Annotated in this window: 11 protein-coding genes; 4 read left to right on the top strand and 7 right to left on the bottom strand. The window is 32.6% G+C overall.

The features are described 5' to 3' along the window. Nucleotides 1-301: 301 nt before the first annotated feature. The 3 genes from ATE84_RS25075 to ATE84_RS25065 are packed head-to-tail and all read left to right on the top strand — an operon-like array spanning nucleotide 302 to nucleotide 6170. On the top strand, nucleotides 302-3391 hold the full coding sequence (locus ATE84_RS25075; RefSeq protein ID WP_101450507.1) for a hypothetical protein: 3090 nt from the start codon (nucleotides 302-304) through the stop codon (nucleotides 3389-3391). Beyond that, the gene (locus ATE84_RS25070; RefSeq protein ID WP_233195891.1) at nucleotides 3391-4626 is read left to right on the top strand and encodes a hypothetical protein; all 1236 of its coding nucleotides are present in this window, start codon (nucleotides 3391-3393) and stop codon (nucleotides 4624-4626) included. The genes ATE84_RS25075 and ATE84_RS25070 overlap by 1 nt, the downstream gene beginning before the upstream one ends. Continuing rightward, on the top strand, nucleotides 4626-6170 hold the full coding sequence (locus ATE84_RS25065) for a cellulase family glycosylhydrolase (RefSeq protein WP_369828560.1): 1545 nt from the start codon (nucleotides 4626-4628) through the stop codon (nucleotides 6168-6170). Before ATE84_RS25070 ends, ATE84_RS25065 begins: the two co-directional genes overlap by 1 nt. 42 nt (nucleotides 6171-6212) lie before the next feature. On the opposite strand, the gene ATE84_RS25060 is transcribed toward ATE84_RS25065, so the two are convergent. From ATE84_RS25060 to ATE84_RS25030, 7 genes are all read right to left on the bottom strand, one after another. Continuing rightward, nucleotides 6213-7163 (bottom strand): expansin EXLX1 family cellulose-binding protein, encoded by a 951-nt coding sequence (locus tag ATE84_RS25060; RefSeq protein ID WP_101450505.1) that lies wholly within the window; start codon nucleotides 7161-7163, stop codon nucleotides 6213-6215. A 171-nt stretch (nucleotides 7164-7334) separates the two neighbouring features. Continuing rightward, on the bottom strand, nucleotides 7335-8525 hold the full coding sequence (locus tag ATE84_RS25055) for a glycosyltransferase (RefSeq protein WP_101450504.1): 1191 nt from the start codon (nucleotides 8523-8525) through the stop codon (nucleotides 7335-7337). A gap of 253 nt (nucleotides 8526-8778) precedes the next feature. Next, nucleotides 8779-9078 (bottom strand): hypothetical protein, encoded by a 300-nt coding sequence (locus tag ATE84_RS25050; protein ID WP_101450503.1) that lies wholly within the window; start codon nucleotides 9076-9078, stop codon nucleotides 8779-8781. Nucleotides 9079-9107: 29 nt separating this feature from the next. After that, entirely contained in the window at nucleotides 9108-9404 is a 297-nt protein-coding gene (locus ATE84_RS25045; RefSeq protein ID WP_101450502.1) for an STAS domain-containing protein, read from the bottom strand. Nucleotides 9405-9506: 102 nt separating this feature from the next. After that, nucleotides 9507-10763: an oligosaccharide flippase family protein gene (locus ATE84_RS25040; RefSeq protein WP_101451246.1), complete on the bottom strand. Its 1257-nt coding sequence runs from the start codon at nucleotides 10761-10763 to the stop codon at nucleotides 9507-9509. Between the two features lie 122 nt (nucleotides 10764-10885). Beyond that, nucleotides 10886-14911, bottom strand: coding sequence for a DUF4114 domain-containing protein (locus ATE84_RS25035; RefSeq protein ID WP_101450501.1), 4026 nt, complete (start codon nucleotides 14909-14911; stop codon nucleotides 10886-10888). 94 nt (nucleotides 14912-15005) lie between these two features. Then, nucleotides 15006-15812 (bottom strand): glycosyltransferase, encoded by an 807-nt coding sequence (locus ATE84_RS25030; RefSeq protein ID WP_101450500.1) that lies wholly within the window; start codon nucleotides 15810-15812, stop codon nucleotides 15006-15008. 573 nt (nucleotides 15813-16385) lie between these two features. Here ATE84_RS25030 and ATE84_RS25025 point away from each other — a divergent pair. After that, nucleotides 16386-18473: a tetratricopeptide repeat protein gene (locus tag ATE84_RS25025; protein WP_101450499.1), complete on the top strand. Its 2088-nt coding sequence runs from the start codon at nucleotides 16386-16388 to the stop codon at nucleotides 18471-18473. Nucleotides 18474-18630: the final 157 nt, after the last annotated feature.

Below are 18630 nucleotides of genomic sequence, written 5' to 3'. Positions count from 1 at the left end.
GTAGCCACGATCTGCGTTGTATGAGAAGGTATTTCGATGAGTAGAATATTGCTATCGGTGAATGGTTTTTATCGAAAGACATACCATTCGTCTATAGTGAAAATCAGCTTTTGTTTGTTATCAACCAGTGTTTTGAAACCAATAATGTCACAGGTGATGATTTGTTTATCTATGTGTATGGTTATTTTATAGTTTAATCAGGAATTCAAATAATTGATTTTTGATTTGCATTCTGTTTTAGGCTTATTCCTAAACCGAAACCTTTGTTGTATATTTAAATCGAAAACTATGGCGAGCTTTTATGGATAAAACCACAAATAAGTATTTAATAAGCGCATTACTCATTGGAGTGGTTTTCCATGGTGTTACCATCTTTTTTACGTTAGAGTCTACGTATGATGCATTAATTCATCTGTTTTTTGGGAATCATTATGCCAATAATTGGTTCGAACCTTGGAATTATAGTTGGTATACGGGATTTACAGTAATGGGATATCCGCCATTAGTGCATCAAAGTATAGGATTGTTCTCTTATATTGGAGGGCTTAAATTTGGTTTATTTACTGTGGCGATTATAGCCATCATTCTTTTTATAACAGGAATATATCGTTTTGCTTTAGTACTTACCTCTAATAGAAAAGTTGCTGGATATACTGCTATACTTGCAGTGTTCTCATCTGCTTTTATAGAAACACTACATATTTTTGGACAATTACCTAGTATTGTAGGGCTGTCTATCCTATTGCATGCCTTACCCGAAATTTACCTATGGCTCAAAATAGGGAAATATAAATATTTACTAAACGCTTTGAGTCTAATAGCGGTTACGGTGACTTCTCATCACGTAACTCCAATTTTTGGAATGGTGTTCTTTATTTTTCCGTTAATAGGAATGGTAATCATGGATGTCTCCAGAGAAAAGATAGGCACATATAAAGAAGTTGGGTTTTTAATGTTCTTACAAAGTTTTCGTTCACTTTTTAAAAGAATTGTAGGTTTTGGTTTTGGATCATTAGTATTAATTATTGGTTGTATTCTTCCGTATTGGATTAATACCAAAAACAATCCGATTACCCAAGTACCCATACCACATGGATCGAGAGATAATTTTTTCGAAGTCACTTCGTCGGGATTAGTGTTCTTTTTGATTCCGTGGGGGATTTTGTTATTTATACTGCCTTATATATGGTATCGATTTTATAGTAAACGATATTTGTTTTTTGGGTTGTCGATAACACTTTTAACGATTTTGGGAACAGGAGGGACAACACCAATCCCCAAGATGATCCTTGGCGAAAATGCATTTAATATTCTCACACTAGATAGATTTACACTATGGGCTTCTATTATGGCTTTGCCTATGTTTGGTGAATTTAGTTATCGATTTGTAGAAGGAGATTTAAAACAAAAGATTCGAGAAAATTATGGAGGCTTATATCATAGGATTTTAGGGGGATTATTTACGGGAGCTCTTGTTTTTATGACATTTTTTACGATGAGCCTTGGATATTTCAGACCTTCGCAACCGCAAAAAATTAAAATGCTGCCGATCTTAAATTTCTTAAGTCAGGATCAACACGATCATTGGCGATACCTTCCTTTAGGGTTTGGAGATCAGATGGCATGGCTTTCTGCTCAAACTAAAGCAATGACGGTAGATGGTAATTATCATTCTGCCAGGAGATTACCAGAGTTAACGACCAGAGCAGTAGAACGTCTAGAAAATTCAAAATTTAGAGGAGTAGAAGGCATTGGCTCTCTACAACAATTTCTTACTGTTCCCGAAAAATATAACTTAAAATATGTGTTCTCGAATGATAAGTTTTATGACCCCATCTTATATTTCTGTGGTTGGCAGAGATTACGACGGCTAGAAAATGGAATTATGGTTTGGGAAAAGTTAAATGTTCCTCCTTTATCCAGTATTTTGCCCAAAGAAGATGTTCCTAAGTTTCAAAAACTAATGTGGAGTTTGATTCCAATATGTACTGTATTATTGGCATTTATTATTAATATACAATTGATATGGATACATGCTTTAAAAGCTAAACATAAAAGTTTTCCAGTATATTTTAAGTTTGGAGTGCATTACAAGGGGTTTCAGAAATCAGTTTTTAAAGTGTCTTACCTGTGGGGATTCCTGATGTTAATTTTTACGGGATATGGTTTTTATTTGATATACATAAAAAATGAAAAACAGATAAATCCTGTTAGAGTAACAGAATCGTATTATGATGCATTAGATTTTAAAGAATTCGAAAGGGCATACTCTTATCTGGATCCAAAAAGCGATAAAACCATCCATCAATATATGTTAGAAATCGCGGTGACAGATGGGTTATTAAGTTCATATGCCAAATTAGATGATATTAAGGTAGACATTACTTCGCAAACAGATAGTACTGCTAAAGTTAAAGTGCTAACACATTGGATAACTCCTTTAGAAAAAATAGATAAAACATTCTATCATGAATTAGTGAAATATAGGAAAAAGTGGTTTGTAAAACCAATACCATATGATCTAGATATTCCACCTGATCAGTTATTTGCTGAAAATAGTACAGCTTTTTATAATCACGGAAGACGTAGAGTTAGTTCTGAACAGACCTATCACGAAGATGTTCTTAAACAACCTGTATTAGAGGTGTTATCGACAAAAATAGTTGAGTATAGGGATCGATATAGTCTTATAGGCGAAATACAAAATATCGATAATATACCGGCAGATGTTGTAATCACTGGCACATTATATAACAGTAATGATGAAAAATTAGCAAGATATAATGCTAAACATCAAATGAAACATAAATTAATGCCTAAGGAAATTACTAGTTTCCGCATTAATTTTGAAGGAATTGCATGGATAAACAAAAAGGAACATAAACCTAAAACTTTTGACCCAGATCAGTTTACAGCGATGAAATTTGATGAAAAACCTGCTAAATTCAATTTGCAATGTGCGGGAAATGTAACCACGGTAGATTTATATAAAGGAGTCGCAATTAATGAGCTTTCTATAAAAAATGATCATGTAGAAGGAGTTTTGTTTAACTCTGGACTAGAAGAGGTTACCATTCCTGTATTATTAGTTTCTTATTACAATAAGGAGCATGAACTAGTATGGGTAGATCATCAATATTTGCCAGAAGGTATTCGTCCGCAACGCAAACAATATTTTGATTATCAGTTGTTGGATTTATCAGACATGAATACTGTTAATAAAGATATGGAGAACGTTTTTGTGAATGGGTTATTAAATACTTTAATCAGTAATAAAGTGGTTCCTAGTAGAAAAATGGAACACGAATCAGCACGATTTTTACCAATTGAAGGAAAAGGGTTTAGTTATATTAAATTTGAAATTAACACCTATATCGGGGCACCAAATTAATGAAGCTAGGAAAGAAACATATTATTTTACTACTGTTAGGATCATTAATTTGTACCATAAGTATAGCTTTTACGACTGTTCTAAAAAAACCAAAAGAGGTTTCTGCAGTTTTACTAACCAAAGAAAGAGTGTTTGAAGCAGGAAATGCCATTGTATTAGATTTTAAACTTAATACACCCATTAAGACGCAACTTTTTATACATTCTTCTTTCGGAAGCAATGTAATAGATTCTGATAAAGACGATACAGCTCGTTTTATCATTCCAGAGTTTATGGCAAATAAAAAAGGAATGGTGTCATATGTCTTACTTGGTGAGTCAGAGAATCTATATGAAGGTGAAATACGTATTATACCTAATGCCAAAACAAAAGTGTATTTAGAATCCTATATCGGACCTCCTAGTATCATAGCTGGGGGAGAAGATTATACAATGCAAATTATCGTTCCTACTGATTCTTATGATAATCCATTACCAGATAGTACAGCAGTATTGATCAGACATCAATTTTTAGATATAGAAAAAGAGAGCATATTACAGAGTAAAGATATGATAGGTTGGGCAAACATATTCTCTTATGATCAATCAGGGCGGATATTGCTGTTTTCTAAGGTAGGTGAAACGGTTTCTAAAGAGTTTTCTGTTGAGGTGTTTCCTTCATTACCAGAAAATTTTGAGATAGATAGCAATCGAAAACATGCATATGCAGATGGCAATCAAATCACTGAGTTTATTACTTCTGTTGTAAAAGATGAATATGGTAATATTGTAAGCGATGGTACTCTGGTTGAGTTTGTAATCAAAGATGCAAAAGGATCACTATTACACACACAAGGAAGTACTGTTAATGGCCAGGCAGTAGGTAAAATTTTACATCCCGATCATAAAGACACGTGGCAAATTAAAGCCTATGTACCAGGAATGGCAGAGAGTAATACATTAACTTTAGGATATACTCAGGTTTTGAATGATTTTGAAGTGAAATTTGGTAATGATAATCGAGAAATTACCATTGGGCCTCTAATAAGTTTTATGGAACAATTGATTCCCGATGGAACTATAGTAAAGATTGATATTTTTAAGGATAATCAAAAAGTAGATACCAAAGTCAAGACTTCTTCACAAGGGCTCGTTAGATTCTTGTTACAAGAGGGATTTTATGATTCAGGAAGCTATGATATTCAGATCAAAGCTTTAGGAGTACAAAAAGAATTTAAGAATATAACACTAAAATGATGGGCTGGAATAGAAACATATATAGATCACTCATCATCATTTCCTTTGTTGGAGTTACTATAGTAATACTCTTTGGTATCAGCCAGACATTATCTTATCTTACTACAGGAGCAGAGCGGACTTCGATGCTACATCTGGCTTTGCATAAAGAGCAAGTATATTTACCCAAATTAGAATGGAAAGATACGATCAATCCCGGGCGACCTATAGAAAAACAGACACTACACGATATAGAGCAGGATTACCTTAATGCATGGTATATACGCAATGCAGCATACCAAACTAATAAGCAAGAGGGAATAGAGGATTACTATACCAAAAGTGCACGGAAACATATTGTTACATCATTAGTATCCAACAAAGAAAAAGATATTGCTATACATAGCACCACAACTACTCATAATGTAGCATTAGATTTTTATAGTGCAGATGGCCAATTGGCAGTCATTACAGATACAGGTGTAAAAGAATATCAAAGGATTTATCGTAATGAAAAACTACTGCTAGAAACAGAATTGCAATCAGACTATCAGGTGATGTTAATGCTAGAAGATGGTTTTTGGCGAATACGGCATATAGTAAAAGAAAAAAATGACTCATCAGACCCTGTGGTGCAAACCAATAGGTCTATAAAAGTTATAGAGGATAAAATATTTGTTGAAGATAGAGAATACCAAATCAAAGGGATTAACTATTATCCCCAGAAAACACCTTGGGATATGTTTGGTGATGATTATGACATTAATGTAATTGCTGCCGATTTTGATCTTATTAAGAATGCAGGTTTAAATACGACACGAATTTTTATACCCTACGAAGTTTTTGGCAAAGCTAAGGTGAAAACCGAAAAATTAGAAAAACTAAAACAAGTATTAGATAAGGCAGAAGCCAAAAACCTTAAAGTTATTGTTACTTTATTTGATTTTTATGGAGATTACTCTGTCTTGGATTGGACATTAACCCATCGCCATGCAGAGCAGATTGTAAGTGCTTTTACAGACCATAACGCTATCCTTGCATGGGATATAAAGAACGAACCTAATCTGGATTTTGATACCAGAGGAAAAGAAAATGTATTGGCTTGGCTAAAAGAAATGACTCGCCAAATCAAACAATTTGATCCTAATCATTTGATTACTATCGGGTGGTCTGATACTGCATCTGTTGGTTTACTAGAAAATGAGGTAGATATTATTTCTTTTCATTATTATCTGGATATCAATGCTTTTTCTGAAGCGTATACTGTAATGAATTCTAAAATCAAGAAACCTCTGGTGTTACAAGAATTTGGGTTGTCTTCTAGTAGAGGGTTTTGGAGTCCTTTCGGTCCCTCAGAAAAAGAGCAAGCTAATTATTATAAACAATTTCAAGAGATCATTAAAAAAGATGATATTCATTATCTTTCTTGGACTTTATACGATTTTAAGGAAGTACCTAGTGCCGTAGTAGGTAAGTTACCTTGGCGAAAACATAAGCAAAAATACTTTGGATTTATTGATCGTAATGGAAACAAGAAACCCGCTTTTGAGTTTATAACTAAGTAATATGTCCAATGTATAGGTATTGAAACATATTATCTTAACTATTTAATTTTGAATAATAAGCTTATCATTCAAAATTAGACCCTCGTTACTCCAGATAGAGATGATGTATAATCCTGCTTGCATATCTTTAAAGATATGTTTTTTGGAATTACTCTCAAGACTAGTCTCTAATACCTTAAGGCCTCTTAATGAATATAAATGAAGTGTGAATTGTTTTTCTTGATCCGTTTCGATAGAAATAGATCCATTGTGACTCATTGGGTTTTGAAATTTGATAGCTACTTTGTCTATAGATTCATCGTTTATTTCAGAAATCACATCACATCCAGGGAATTGATTTTGACCATAAAAAGTAGTGTTTGATGAAAAATTTATGTCATGATCAATTATAGAATTATTATAAATGTCTACCACCTTAAAATCATAAGGTCCCAAATTTAGATCATCTCTCCAAGTGATTACAAAAAAATCATTACTATTATTTTTTGCACGAAATACCTCTTTGAAATCATTATTTTGGTATCTGAAATACAGTTTTTTAACAGTCGATTTGGTGTTTACAACCATTACTCTCTTTTCTGAAGCAAAGGAACTTTTGGAATAATAATACCCAATATTTCCTTGTTCAGGACAAGTTGTGATTTGCCATGTGACATCAACATTACCCTTGAGAGTATCTCCCAATTTTGCAAAAGCTTTTTTATGAATATCTAACCCATGAGCACCAGATTTATCCATTACCTTCACAATAACACTGCCTTTGCTAGAACTAACTTTTAAACATGTATTACAAAGTCTTTCAGCTTGATAATCTGTAGCTCTTAGTGCAGCATATAGTGTGTCATCAGCTTTGGGAGAGTATCCACATGATGTGGTAGCATTTGTCACCTGGTGGTACTTTGCCACTCCAGACCAAACTCTATTATCACATTGTTGGGCAACCACAGAAAGGCTAAATAGAAAAAACAATAAAAAATACTGAAGGTTAAGCATAATAAATTACGATTAATTTGAAGTTATATAGAACTTTGTATATAAAAATGTTTCTTAAACTCTAATAACTCATGTCTTAGGTATATAGTATAATGCTATGTGTTTATTTCCTTTTTTAAATGATTTTCTTACATCGAACTCAGGGTATAAAAAAGCTCTTTGTCTGTCTTTTTAATTTTTGCGGGTTTTACTTTTTTTAATAGCATTAAACTGCTCTAGATACATTGCTGTGATTTTACTCATTGGTAATGCAGTTGCTGCTTTGTAATTGGCTTGACCTAATTCTGTACGATACGCAGGATCCAATACAATTTTTTCTATGGCATCAGCAAGACTATCTACACTTTCTGGATTAAAGAATTCTCCTCGATACCCTTCGTCTTTCACTAATAAACTTAGGTCTCCCAAATCTGGCATAACCACTGCTTTACCATAACTACCTGCCTGATGCAATACACCAGAACTACCCGTTGTAGAGGTATAAGGAAATACGACCATAGCACTTTCTGTAAAGATTCGAGGTACATCTACTTCTTCAACATAACCAGTAAAAGTGAGCTGAGGTACATCGACATATTTTTCTTTCATCGATTGTAGATATCCAATAACATTGGGGTTATCGGTTCCTGCAATTACAATCTCTAAATCGATATTTGTTCTTGATCGTATTTTTTCTACCGCTTCAATCATGATTTCTACTTTTTTGTAGGTGCCAAATTTGCCAAAAGTCATGATCTGTAAGGGGCCTTCTGGTAGCGTGTATTTTGGCTCTTCAGGTATTTCAAAAGTTCCATGAGGAATCTGTACTACATTTTCGCTTTTATATTTCGCTTTTAAAATATGTACATATTTGTCAATAGTAACGGCAACAATATCAGCAGATAAAATAAATCGAGTTAGTGTCGTTCCTATGCCATTGTAGATTTTTTGTAAAACTTTATTTTTTGTAAACCCAGAGCTTTCCAGATCTACTTGCTCCATAATATTGTGTAACAGAACTATGGTTGGTATTTTATTAGAAACACAACGTTTTGGTAATAATAAGCCAAGTGCTGCAGCTATTTTTTTATCTCCAAATTTCATGAACTGAAGATTAAATAGTATCGCATCTGGCTTGGTTTGTTTAATAGCCTTCATAACAGAGAAGATATTGCGGTAACTATTAAATTTCCAACATTGTTTAACTACTACATTGCATCCTTTTTCGTCAAAAACGGTATCAGCATCTTTAGAGGATACATCGGTTAATAAAATAAGTTCAGATACTTCGGTATGCTGTCTAAAATGTTTTACCAGGTGATAAGCATATTCATTTAAAGTTACCTTACTAGGCGGATATGCTGTTACAATTGCTAATTTCATCTGTTGAATTTTGTATTCTTTTTTAGAAACAGACAGAGACGAATTAAAATCGAGTAGAAATCTTATTGGTTATATAGGTTTCAAGATTTTAGGACGAATGGGGTACGTCTTTATTTTTTTTGATATACTAAACTACAATTTATAATAACCTGACAACAAAAACAACTGAAACATAAGAAGAATAATGATAGTATTGCCGATCAGAAAGAATTTTATAAGAGTAGTACTGATAATAAACTTATATAACTAGAGATTAATAATTTTCTCTAAAAATATAATCTGCTTTATCTTTTTTAAAAGCATTTGCTATTACATTATTTTCTTTACCTAAAACAAAAAGTATTTTACTTCTTTTATTTGCTTTTGCATAGATGCCTTTTAAAACTTTCATAGCCTTTTTGTCAATTTTCTTTACTTTTTTTAAAGAGATTACTACTTCTTCATAATGATCTAGTAAGTAGTTAAAATGATCTTTTACTAATTCTGTATTATCCAAAGTAAAGTTTCCTATTATTTCAAATGTTCCTAAGGTATTTTCTATTTGTAGTTTCATTATATTTTGTATTTGGGGAGTGTTATATGTTATACGAAATCACTTCTTAGGATGTAATTTACTTTGCCAAAAGCGTTACTTACTTTTTTGTTTTCTTTACCGATGATGTGAAAAATCTTGTTGCTTTCCATAGCTTTTCTGAATAATTTGGTCAATACCGAAACACCAGAAGCGTCAATTTTTTTGACTTTATCCATATATACCACCACCTTATCGGCATTGAATAATAATTTCTCAAAATGATGCTGAAGAGACTTAGTGTTTTCTGCTACAATACTTCCTTTAATTTCAAAAATCCCTTGGTTTTTAGTAATTCTTAAGGCCATAACTTCTGGTTTTATTGGTTATTAATATTTCAAAGATGGATCAATTTTTTAGCATCTCTACTCTAAATTAGTTGAGTCGCAAGTATCTTTCGATGAATAGATTTAATTATTCGTTGAGCTTTTTTTAGATAACTTTTGATAGCTTAAAAAAAAGAAGATTTGAAATAAAAGAAGAATAGCCATTGCTATTATTTGCATAATAACAACATCAGATAATGTGTCGTGAAAGAATATAATAAGTACAACTTGTGAAACGCCAAGTAATGCTGATAATACAACTGGTATATATTGATCTAGGGATAAGAAGTAATATGCAAAAATATTAGAAATCGCAAAAAGTGAAGTTGCGATTGCATATTTCCATAGTAATGGTGCAACGCTTAAGTATTCTGGACCAAACATGATATTGATGACCAATTCGGGAAATAGGTAACACCCTAGAACTATTGAAACCGAAAGTAATGTTATATAGGATACATACTTAAATAAAATAGGAGCATGAGATTCTCCGTCTTTTTGCTTTTGTACTACTTTTGGTAATAGCAACATCACAAACATCCAGGCTACAAAATAAACAACTCTGCCAATCAATGCTAATGACGCATACAAACCTGCTTCATAAGTTTCAAAATAATGTTTTACCATCAGGATGTCACTATTATTGATTATGATTTGGGTAAACTCATAAAAAGCTGTTAACAAGAAAAACTTAATGATATATTTAGATTCTGCAGATGGTAACTCATGTTTTTTAGTGATTTCTATATCTCGAAAACGAAAAGGTAATAACCCAAACAAAAAAGAAATTGCAATACCCAAAGCAACTAAAATAGAAGACTGTAAACTTAAGGTATATATTAAAATAAGAGTTATAACCAATCTGCTTAGCATTTCTCCCTGATATGTAATCGCGAGGCTATCAAACTTTTTACCGCCCTGAAACACACCTCTGTTAACACTCATTATGAAGTAAATAGGCACACCAATTCCAAAAATGGTAAACATAGAAGAGGATTGAGTATTAAAAAGCACTTGAAGTTGTTTAGAGAAAATAATTAAGAGAACACCAAAGATAATGCCGATGATACTTGAATATTTGTAAATGATATTGATAAAGCTTTTAAATATTGCATCCTCAAAAATCACAGAAAACTTGGCAGTTGATAACTGAAATGTCATGGCTATAAATGATAAAACCAAAAGAAAAGTAATTAATAATGCTGCATCTGCAAATTGTTCTGGACCTAAGATTCTTCCTAATATTAAATTATATAAGTAGTTTCCTCCATTAACAATAATAACGCTGATCATAAATTTTTGTTCAGCGCTCAATTTTTTTAAAGCAGTATTAAGAATCATATTCATAAAGTTAGTTTTTAATTTTCCAACCTCTACATTTTATATTAATAAAAATATTCTCTTTTAAATAAAACCACTATACCATTGATTTGTAGATAGTATAGTGGTTTTGTTGATTGTAGTTATTGTATTAAAAAACTTCCTTTATATCTTTTTTTAAAGTCATCACCTTTAATAATGTATTTATACACTCCCCGCTGTAAATTCTTAGCAGTAAACGTAAAAGTATCTGATGGAGCTGCTACATTTCCTAACTGCTCTTTTTGTACAACCCTACCCAACATATCAATAACAGAAATTGTAATTTTTTGATTTACTGTAGGCATTTTGATAGTTGTTTGTGTTCTGAACGGATTAGGAGAATTGTTTATTACAGTAGTATTATCTGTAGTTAGAGCAATGTCTTCGATATCATCATTATTAATGACGGTAGCATCACTATCTTCCTCATCGATAGAGTCATTATTTCCTTTTTCCTTGGTAAAGGCGAGTTTAGCAACTTCGAGATTGAAAAGAGCAAAGCTTTGATAGTCTCCTTGAATAGAAAATACAACACTTCTTAATTCACCCATAGAAACACCTTGTTTTGCTTTACTTGAGAAATCTGAAAACGGAATGGTATACGTTTGTTTGGTATCACTTGCTTTTATGGTATATCTAAGCCTGTCATTCCAGTTTACAAGATCTTTGGTTACTAAAATTACCTCTACATCTCTATCGGTTAATAATTCAAATTCAACCGCATCATACTCAGAAACATTTAACGTTAGATCACCACCAAGGATATTTCTAAACAAGTTCATAGTTTCTTTAAGATTACCGCTTACTTTGGCATCTCGTTCTACTTGATACGTATCTTTTTGAGTTTCACTGTTTTTATTTTTTATGATTTCAAAATTGAATACAGTTGCTCCTTGTTCCAGAAAATCAATACCCCAGGGCCCATCTGCCAGGTATAATACATCTGCTTTGTGAGGATTATCCCCAGTAATAGCAAATCCAATATCAAATAAATATCCAGTCTCTACAGTAATGGTTTCTTGGTATTTACCAGATAAGGATATTGTTTTGGTAATTAACTCTTCTCTTGACAGTTCTGTAGCTCTTTTATTTCCTCTGAAATTGAACTGGCTTGCTTCTGACTTATTAATGATGTCTAAAACAAGTTTACCATTTCTGTAAAATCCTTTTTGTACAAATACCGAAGGAATATTATTAGGAATAAAAGTTTTCCCTAATGATTTTTGACCAATTAATTTATCAATAATGGTATTTGCAATAGTTGCCACTTGTGGTATAGAACCACCCCAGATCTGAAAATTAAGGTAGTCGCCTTCTGGATATTGATCGATGTTCCATAAGCTATATAATTCATTTTGAAACTCATCTATTCTCACAGAGAAATGCAGGGCTTGTTCGATTTCTCCTGTAACTCTTCTAATTTTGGTATTTACCAAAGTATGATTTCGAATTGTTAATGTTCTTATGTCTTCTAATACAGAACCATTAAGTCTATCGCAGATTGTTTTAGAATGATCATAAACAGATCCAGTAGTTGCCATTGCCAGTGCTGCTCCAACTCTGTTGTCTTCATTGTAGTAATCTATCGAAAATACTGCAGTAGCATTGGTTATACCGATCAGGTCATCAGGACTAGAAACAAAAGATGTTTCTGTTCCTGTGGCGCCGGTTGTTGGGAAATAAATACTTAAATCATTTTTATTACCAGACTTGTATGATTTTTGACCCGGAGCGAAACTTTTCTGTAATTTCTTTTGATTGTATATTTTGTTTGTTTTTGATCTTAAAAAATTTCTTTTGGCGATTAAACTTGCCAGATCACCATTACTTTCTAGCCCACCATCATTTCCAGAAGTTACAACACCTTCTTCTGTTAGTTCAGGTATATTTGTAGTTTTTAAAGATGAGTATTGATCAGCTTTGATATGAAAAAGAACATCATTAAAATCGTGATCTGCACCCGGATAATCTCTTCTGATATCCTCAAAACCAAGAACTATGGTCTCATTTGCAGTATCTGCAAGCAGGATGTTATGTGGTCGTAGTGCTTCATCACATTCTGGATTGTAATCTGGATTAGAATAGATTTGCCATACTCCAGAGTCTACAGAACTCCCATTCCAACCGTCTACAAGTAATACCCATCCAATACCGGTATTTGCTGCAAAACTACCTATGTTTACAGTGTTACCAGCATTTAATTCACCATTACTACCTGTTTTAGAGGCATTAGGGAAAACAATAGTTATATCTTCGGGGTTAGGAGTTGTAGTAGAAGGACTATTGAGATCATAGGTATAAAAACCTAGTGTATTTTTATAATTTGTGTTTTCACCAATAAATGTTACCGAAATATTGGTTGTATTTTCTATGGTAACATTAGTATCATACCCAGAGTGAATGTAATTAGGGTTGAGGTTGGGTACAGAACTTCCTTCTGGTAATGCGTTATCGATTCGTGTGAGATAATCAGAAGCTAGCGTTTCGTTTGTTCCCAAATAATCGGGAGTTCCGTTACTATTATATGTTCCTGAATATTGATATCGTTCACCAATACTCAATACAGGAAAACTACTAGGAGTTTGGTTTCCGTTATCAGAATCAAATACGGTTTCTTTTAAATCAAAATTATCATCTAAACCATCCTGATCAAAATCATTTCCTGCTGCAATGGTATCAGCAGTACCATCACTATTAGTATCATATCCATCTACAGTATCGAGAGTTCCATCATTATTAGAATCGGTATCCATAAAATCAGGATTATCAGTACCATCAGTATTTATATACCCTTGAGGAGTACCACCATTATCGGGATCAAAGGCATCATCCATGCCATCTCTATCCTGATCTGAACCGGAAAGAGCTATGAAATTTGAACTGTTTTGCCCTTCGATAAGATCAATAATACCATCCTGATCTGCATCAATATCATATGGATCATAAATTAAATCACCATCTGTATCCGTAGGATAAAATGCAACTCCGGTTTGATCAACATCTACGATGTCTGCAATCCCATCAAGGTCAGAATCTACAAAATTAGCATCCAAACTATTAAAAAAGCCATCTCCATTGGTATCATAGCTTCCTAATCCGGCTTCAACGATATCAAATATCCCATCATTATCACTATCAAGATCTAGTACATTAGGAACTCCATCACGATCAGTATCAAAAGCCAAAGACACTCCACTATTACACGTATTACCAAAATCTGGATCCAGGTAGTTAAAAATTCCATCAGAGTCATCATCACCATAAGGATCTGTTCCTCCACCTTCTACAATATCAGGGATTCCATCACCATCGGTATCCTTATCAAAAGGATCTAAAACTTCATCATTATCAGCATCGATAGGGGATACTCCCACAGCACATTTAAAGCCATCATTAGAATTCGTTACTTCGGTATTATTTAGTAATGTCGCATAAGGAGAAGCAGACTCATAATCATTTATTAGGTGCAATCCTCCGCTATTACTGGATACATATAGTCGATTACTGGTATCAGTATAACATGCACCAAAAGTATGATTGGGTAAATCTGTAACATTTTTACTGCTGAAAGCAGGAGTAGCTGTAGATAAGTCCCATTTAAATACTTTTCCTTTACTACCGCCATATAGATTGCCATCAATAAATACAATATCAGCACATGTGTTAGGAGAGGCCTGATCAGATACTACGATCTCAAATGTGGGAGATGAAGAGCCATCATAACTTTGAAGATTAGTGATCTTATGAAATGATTTTTTATCAAGTCCATTTTGAAAAACCCATAAGTTTCCTTCACTATCTACATCAGCAGCATAGCCACCACCAAATGAAACCCCTCCGTTTTGGGCAACAGCACCTAGGTCTACTACGATGTCTGTTCCGATACGTAGTAAATGTTTGTCACTACTTCTTATTGCATATAAAAAGTTATCTACAGGATTGTATCCTCCTGCATTGTATGCTGTATGCGTATGAAGAGGGTCTGAGTATGTCCCTGTGATCGGGTCGTATGATCGTAATGCTCCAGAAATTACTTGATAAAATTTACCTTCATTACAATCAAATGATTGCTGGGCATATGTAATATTTGCTAGGAGAATTATCAAAAGAGTAATGATTTTTTTCATAGTATATATTGGTCGTTTGTATCGAAATCAATACAGACGTTTTTTGATAGTTAGAATATATTTTTGACTTAAATTTATTATAGAAGAAAAGTAGTTATCTTACCATGTAGTAATCTGTTTTAAGGTTGAAAATGTCTGAAGCACTTTTACTGTGTGTTTTAATTCTGAAGTAGCTAAGCCAGATCATCAATAGATTGATTGGAATAAGAAAAGAATCTTTTAATGTTATTTTAGAGCCTTCTACTTCAATCCAGCTATCTAGCGGTTCTTCACTAATACAGTTTAATAGATCTTTTAATCCTATATGCTTTTTCAACCTAAGGAAGATTTCAATATCAAATAACCATCGGCTAATAAATCGCTGACTATATACATTTTCAATAATACTTTTCTTGAATACTTTTGCTCCGCACTGGGTATCTTTGATAGGAAGCTGAAGAATAAATCGGATAAAGAAACCAACAAAATTAGATAAGATTTTTCTAATTATATTTCTGTCAATGTTGTTTGATTCTGCTGCTTTTCTAGAACCAAAAACCATGGTTAGCTTTGGGTCGCTATTTAGTTTCTTTACGAGATTGTCCATTTCTTCTAATGATGTAGAAAGATCAGCATCAAGAAAAGCTATGTTTTCGATAATATCTATATCTGCCAAATAATTAGCGCCTGTTTGCACTGCAGTAGCTTTACCTTGATTATGTTCTAGATCAAGAACCGATATCCTTTGTGTGTCAAATTCTTTCAGTTCACATAACATTTTTAAAGTGTCGTCAGAACTGCCATCATTTACAAAACATAGATGATAATTTGAATTTTTACTTAAGAAATCGCAAAACTTTTTCTGATCCAGTCTATTATATTCATTATAGCATGGGATGATAATTCCGGTAGTTTTCGTCATTTTTTTTTAGATTTTGGGGACATACTTCCGGGGTAGTAGAAGTATTAATTTTCTTCAATGGTCTTTTAATTTTTTTAGACCTTTACTCTTTTTAAAATATGTTAAATGTTCTTCTGGGGATTTTTGAAGACTATTTTACATTTTGACGAATTTACTTTAATCTCGAATTGATCCTAAACACTAGTTATCAACTCATTGTAAAAGTAATATGTGTTTTTGAAATTTATTTGCGGTAAAACCACAAAATATTTACGCAAACACCAAAAACAGTGTATTTCATCGATTAATCGTTATTTTTCATTGAAATTTTAACATTTTTCATATATAAAAAGAAGGTTAAATACTACAAATGTTAAAGAAAAAGATGATTTTTTGATAATTTTAGTGTTAAAAAAAGGGGGTTTTTCCCCTGTTTCAATTCATGATTTTATAAAATTATGTTAATGTCGACTCATTTTTTATTAAATAAATGTTGGATAGAGGTATTATTTTTATAAAACTTATTAAGTTTTTGACTGCTGTTTTTTTAGTTATTCTTACTTTAACGATGTTAATCAACTATTACACAAAATAATGCACATAAAGTCATTTTTTATTAGCCTTTTATTTTTGTTCTCATCTTCATTTTTATTTGCACAGGATATGCAAGAAGGGTTCGATTATTTAGAAACCGGGAAATATGATAAGGCAAAGTCTTTTTTTGATACGATTCTAAAACAATATCCTGATAACAAAACGGCACGTCTGTGTTATGGAAGATCGGTGGGATTGCTTGGAGATTCACAAGAATCAGTATCAATTTTTACGGCGCTAAAAAAAGAATATCCAAATGATTTTGAAATTAAACTAAATTATGCCGAGTCACTACTCTGGAATAAGCAATTTACCGAAGCCGAAACGTTTTATGAAAAATTGATTGAAGAAGATAGCACAAGCTTTCCTGCAGTACTGGGATATGCAAATACACTTTCTAATCTCAAAAAATATGAGAATGCACTGAAGTTAGTTAACAATGCATTACAACTACAAAAAGGAAACCCCAATGCTCTATTATCTCGCAAATATATTCGTTTGGGGTATGCCAATACCATAGCACAAGACAAAAAATATAATGAAGCAATTGAACTATTAGATCAAAACCTGATTGATTTTCCTAATGATAAGGATACTCAACTAAATAAGGCGAATCTGTATCTAATGACAGATGATCTTGATAATGCAGAAAAGACATATACCGCTTTGGCAGTACACTCTAAGGATAGTATTGTATCGTTAAATGGCTTGGCTTTGGTAGCTCATAAAAGACATAAAGAGAAAAAAGCATTAACTATTGCTGATATGGCAATGCACAAAGTAGAAAGATTTAAAGAAGATAAAGAGCTCTATCTATCTACACGAGAACGATATATACAAGCATTGTTATGGAACAGGAAATTTACTGCAGGAAAAGAAAATATAGGTCAACTACAGCAATTATATCCAGATCATCCAAGGGTACTGGCTTTACAGGCTACTTATGGTATGTATACCAGTAATTTTAAAACCAGTCTTCAAAAATACAATGCGATTTTAGGCAAAGATCAAGGGTCTTTTGATGGTAATTTAGGAATAGCAAATGCATATAGAGCAGTAGGAGAGGATATGAAATCCTATGCATATGCTTTTAAAACGTTAACATATTACCCAAAGCAACAGGATGCCGAGAAACTAATAAAGACGTTAAAAAAATCACATACGCCTTTTATAGAAGAAAAAACAGCATTCACTTTTGATAATGGAGATAATGAAGCAGTAAATATTACGGTAAAGACCGAGATTCCATTATCTGCCAAATTCAAATCAGAGATTCAATATGATTATAGGACTACCAAAAATACGGTAACCAAAAATGAAGCTAGCTCTCATGATTTTTGGTTAGGGGGAGTGTATAAGTATAATGGTAGAGTTTCTTTACAATCCAAAATAGGGATTACTAATGCCAATGGATTTACAACCGAATATACAGAATTGGTTGCCGAGGCGATATTAAAAACAAAGCCTTTTAGGCTTCAAAACTTAGATGTTGGATATAAAAGAGAGCTACAAAACTTTAATGCAGATTTATTGAACCGAGAGATTGTAATGAATAATTATTTTTTGAATTATAATCTTGGTACCAATTTTAATTTGGGATGGTATACCCAGTATATTTACACTTCTCAAACCGATGATAATAGCAGAAATCTACTTTTTACATCTTTGTATTATACAGTACTACAAAGACCGATCTTAAAAGTGGGTGTTAATTATCAATATCTTTCTTTTAAGGATCAGGTACCTACCATCTATTTTAGTCCTGCACGATTTAATTTGGGAGAGTTATTTGCAGAAGTGGTTAGCGATCCGCAGAAAAAATGGTTTTATAATGCAAGTGCAGCTTTGGGTCGACAATTTGTAGAAGATGACCCGAGTTCATCTACGTTTAGAGCAGAAGGAAAATTTGGATACCGTTTTTCAGAACGTTTTAAAGCAGATGTTTATGGTAAGTATAGCAATATTGCTTCGGCTACAGCAGCAGGTTTTGAGTATGTAGAATTTGGTTTTAGGCTAAAATGGTATTTCTTACGTAAACCGATTTTTGATAAAAAGATTATGCAATTACAGACCAATGTGTCAAATTAATAAGAAAGGTTTTTTTATAATGTAAAAAACTATACCTTATAGTGCAGGGTTGTAATCCGTGCCAATAAAACTTCAAAATAGATTCAAAACAACAACCTATATTTATGTCTTAAGCATCTAATTTTTTCAACTTTTGCAAAAGCAAAAGTTGAAAAAA

Source organism: Aquimarina sp. MAR_2010_214, from assembly GCF_002846555.1.
Lineage (GTDB): Bacteria > Bacteroidota > Bacteroidia > Flavobacteriales > Flavobacteriaceae > Aquimarina.
Note: the sequence above shows the minus strand (reverse complement) of the source record. Positions and strands in the feature narration are given on the sequence as shown.